Raw genomic sequence first — 3,745 nt, 5'->3', positions numbered from 1 at the left:
CGGCGACATAGCCACGCAAATGGCATGTCTCCGATAGACTACGAAAAGCAGTATTTCATGAAGCTCGGAGCAGTCTAGGGAAGCCGGGGCGATTCACTTCTCGAAAGTAACCGTCACACAGCTAATCTTGTGGCCTCTTTCTGTGCTTCCAGGAATGCCCATTGCCTTTATTGTCTCCAAGATAATTCCTATTGAAATTTCTGCTTCCATATTTTTCACCCCAAACCCGGAAGAGATCACCCGAGCGCTCAGTTACATTTTTTCGTTCATTATTTGGTGGAGCTTCATTTCTTGGCTATTCATCCGGCAAGCACGATGGTCTTAGTTACGCCGCATTGCTCTAACATGGCAGTCGAGAGGGACGGCCACAAGCTGCGCTTGTGGTTCCCTGCGCTTCGCTCCGGCCGCCCCTCACTTCAACGTTAGGCCTCATGAGAACACTGCTCGCACTTGTCTTTGCACTGCTGATCGCAGCATGCTCAAGCTTGTCTCCTGACAGTGCTAAGCAGATCGCCTATGAGCGTCTTTCCGCAGCTTCGGACCGGCCCTCGCTACAAGGGCCCGCCCTTCGTGCCGCACTCACAGTTCAAAAGTCGCCTGATGGTAAGTATTTGGTTGAGCTCAGAGATGAGCCTCGCAATCTATTGTGGGCTGTGATAGTCCTTCCATCTGGCGACTCGGAGATCACTCACATGGCTATGACGGCTGAGCGCTAGTGAGGCCTAACAATTCATTCAAGCCGAACACGCTTCGTTCCAGCAAACATGGCAAAAAAAGCTTCCCATGTTTGCCTCCACTACGCGTGTCGGATTAATTTAGGCGTTAGCCATATGCTGCTCCCGAAAAATATTACTGAGCGCCTGTTTATGCAAAAGGCGATTACGCATCTTCCCGTAAGCGAAGCTGAAATTGATCGCAATAGCTATGGCATTCTTTACTACAAATGGATCTCACCATGTCCTGACATTGAAGCTTTGTGGGTAAGTGTCAAGCCTAATGAAATTGTCCTTAGCTGTCGCATCACTCACCAGCACATATCAAGATCGCACTATTCATACCAAGAAAAAATATCGAACATTGAACTAAAGCGCCGCATAGTTCGCGACTCTATTCGAGAGGCCTCGCTATTTCTTCAAGGGGAAATTGCCGCAACAATCTATTATGACGAAAAGGTAATGGAGCACAGCTATGGCTTATGCAAGCTCTCTCAGCTAGCGTCGAATTTTCAGTACTACAAAGAAGTTTTTGGTCCAAAAATGACCCAGCGTTCGTGGGCTTGGTTTGGAGAAGTCAATGCTGCAAACACCTGCGGCTAGATCGGCTAACAATTCCGTCGAGAGGGACCGCCCACAAGCTGCGCTTGTGGGTTCCCTTCGCGGCTTCGCCGCTACGGCGGCCCCTCACGTCAAACGTTAGGCTAAGTGCAATGCGAACAATCGCTTTCGCCGTCTTCACTGCTGTTGCGCTGCTTGGCTGCGTTGTATATCCAACGCAGCGTACTTACTTTGAGCCCAACGTGCAGGATGGAGTGCCTACACCGTCTCGAAGTTGTGGGTATCACGATGCTCGAAACGACGCGCTCGTCCGTGAAGTAGGGCAGCTTCATGTTCAGGTAGCACCTGATCTAACCGAGGGCAAGCCGTTGACTGTTTCTGTCCTGTTCAGATCAATGTTAGCCGCCGCAGATGTCTCCCCTGAAAAGTATGAGCTCCACTCTGTGACTAAGGGAGCAACATCCGTTTCCTCAAGCTCGAAGGTCACCACGTACTCGCCCACTAGGACTTATCCGTACTACTCCAGATGGCTGACGCTTCAGTTCCAGATTGTTCCGGAGGATCTGAATGAAATCGAGATCGTGTTCCCGGCTGGAACGGTTTCACTAGAGGGTGAAGTGATCGAACTTGCTCCGTTTAGGTTTCATAAGACAACCAAGAGTGATATTTACTACTCATCGTTCAACTGCTAGGTGCCGCCAGCCTAACAATTCCGTCGAGAGGGACCTCCCACAAGCGGTGCTTGTGGGTTCCCTTCGCGGCTTCGCCGCTGCGGCGGCCCCTCACGTCAAACGTTAGGGCAAATGAACTATTTCCACCATGCCTCGCGTTGGTTAGTCACTCCACCAATTAGATTGACCTTCGTACTTGTTGGAGCAATAGCAACCGTATGCTTTTTGCCGTTTGCGGCTATTGCAACTCTCATGCTCGCCACGGGCCTTCTGCTGGATCCGACGTACGAATTGAATAACATTGGCATCTTGCTACTTGGTCCCGGTGGCATATTGGGGCTCACCGGCGCATGGATAAGAGTTCTCATACCAACGAAGCGATTCGAAGCATCAAGAAAGCTTCGCAGATCAACACTGGGGCTGTTGACGTCGGGCATCATTACAAGCATGGCGCTTATCGCGGTGTATATCCCCCTCCAATGCTGGCCTCTGGTGTGTGTTTTTGGCGTTGCATTGCTTGTAGGGCTTTATCTTTTAGCCACTACATTTTGTGGGTCTGAAAATGCGAATTCGCCCTAACAATTCCGTCGAGAGGGACCGCCCACAAGCTGCGCTTGTGGGTTCCCTTCGCGACTTCGCCGCTACGGCGGCCCCTCACGTCAAACGTTGGGCGTCATCTTGGATTTTCAAAAATGTTTAAGCTGCTTTTAGAATTTGGCGTTTTGGCAGGGCTTCCCGCAGTTTTCGTGGGCGTAGCTTCTTCGCTCGTGTGGTCACAGCTATCAAAGCCGTGGGTATTTATTGCTTCGTTCCTCGTCATGCTTTATGTGTTGTACGGAGCTATGTTCTACTTTGCTGCGCCTACCATCATTTCAATGGATTTGGTCGTTCCAGCAACCAAGCTTCCATCGGGTGTTGGCGGTGTCACGAACGAGGCCCAGGGGGAGGGCGATATTTGGTTCCCATTTATTTCGGCATATCTCCGGCCAATTCTTTGGTTCTCCGTCGCTGCACTCCCGACACTCTGGCTTGCCGTTAAGTTTTGGCGCAAATAACTATGGGGCCAATTACGCCCAACCATTCCGTCGAGAGGGAACCCACAAGCTGCGCTTGTGGGTTCCCTTCGCGGCTTCGCCGCTGCGGCGGCCCCTCACGTCAAACGTTAGACTCCACGATGCAAATTGAACTACCGGCCTCATTGCACGCCCAAATTCAGCAGTTGTCTGCCGAGGGCGATGCCCTTGCAGAGTCTGCGGCTTACGAAGCCGCAATCGCAAAATACAATGAGGCATGGGATCTCGTGCCCGAGCCTAAGAACGACTGGGAGGCGAGTACTTGGCTGCTAGCTGCAATTGGTGATGCATGTTTTCTGTCTGGTTACTTCACGTCAGGCGTTGAAGCCTTCGAGTACGCACTTACTTGCCCAAGCGGCTTCGGCAATCCATTCGTCCACATGCGCCTTGGTCAGTGCTGCCTTGAAAAGAATGAGCACCAAGCAGCGGCCGAGCATCTGGGTCGGGCATACATGCTTGAGGGTAAGGAATTCTTCGCCGCTGAGGATTCCAAATACTTTGAGTTTCTGAAGACAAAAATTCAAAAACCAGTGTCGGGGGTATGGTGAAATCTAACCCTGCAGTCGAGTGGGACAGCCACAAGCTGCGCTTGTGGTTCCCTACGCTTCGCTTCGGCTGCCCCTCACTTCCACGTTAGCGAGCAATAACATGCATGCCTCGGAGCAGAAGGCTCTAGATGATATTGAGCAATATGGCTGCCATGTCATTCACGTCCTAGAGGAGGACG

Annotated in this window: 3 protein-coding genes; all 3 read left to right on the top strand. The window is 51.5% G+C overall.

What is annotated here, in order from left to right; genetic code table 11:
- Positions 1 to 830 precede the first annotated feature (830 nt).
- The 3 genes from C0V76_RS19800 (at position 831) to C0V76_RS19410 (ending at position 3,566) form a co-directional block, all read left to right on the top strand.
- Positions 831 to 1,316: a hypothetical protein gene (locus C0V76_RS19800; protein ID WP_143707499.1), complete on the top strand. Its 486-nt coding sequence runs from the start codon at positions 831 to 833 to the stop codon at positions 1,314 to 1,316.
- 1,321 nt (positions 1,317 to 2,637) lie between these two features.
- A complete protein-coding gene (locus tag C0V76_RS19415) occupies positions 2,638 to 3,000 on the top strand; it encodes a hypothetical protein (RefSeq protein ID WP_101944564.1) in 363 nt (120 codons plus the stop codon).
- Positions 3,001 to 3,119: 119 nt separating this feature from the next.
- Entirely contained in the window at positions 3,120 to 3,566 is a 447-nt protein-coding gene (locus C0V76_RS19410) for a hypothetical protein (protein WP_101944563.1), read from the top strand.
- Positions 3,567 to 3,745: the final 179 nt, after the last annotated feature.

The organism is Uliginosibacterium sp. TH139 (genome assembly GCF_002855595.1).
Lineage (GTDB): Bacteria > Pseudomonadota > Gammaproteobacteria > Burkholderiales > Rhodocyclaceae > Uliginosibacterium > Uliginosibacterium aquaticum.
Note: the sequence above shows the minus strand (reverse complement) of the source record. Positions and strands in the feature narration are given on the sequence as shown.

Bases quoted from the DNA above. Each gene is read 5' to 3' on its own strand.
- C0V76_RS19800 (WP_143707499.1), top strand. From the start codon at position 831: ATGCTGCTCCCGAAAAATATTACTGAGCGCCTGTTTATGCAAAAGGCG.
- C0V76_RS19415 (WP_101944564.1), top strand. From the start codon at position 2,638: ATGTTTAAGCTGCTTTTAGAATTTGGCGTTTTGGCAGGGCTTCCCGCA.
- C0V76_RS19410 (WP_101944563.1), top strand. From the start codon at position 3,120: ATGCAAATTGAACTACCGGCCTCATTGCACGCCCAAATTCAGCAGTTG.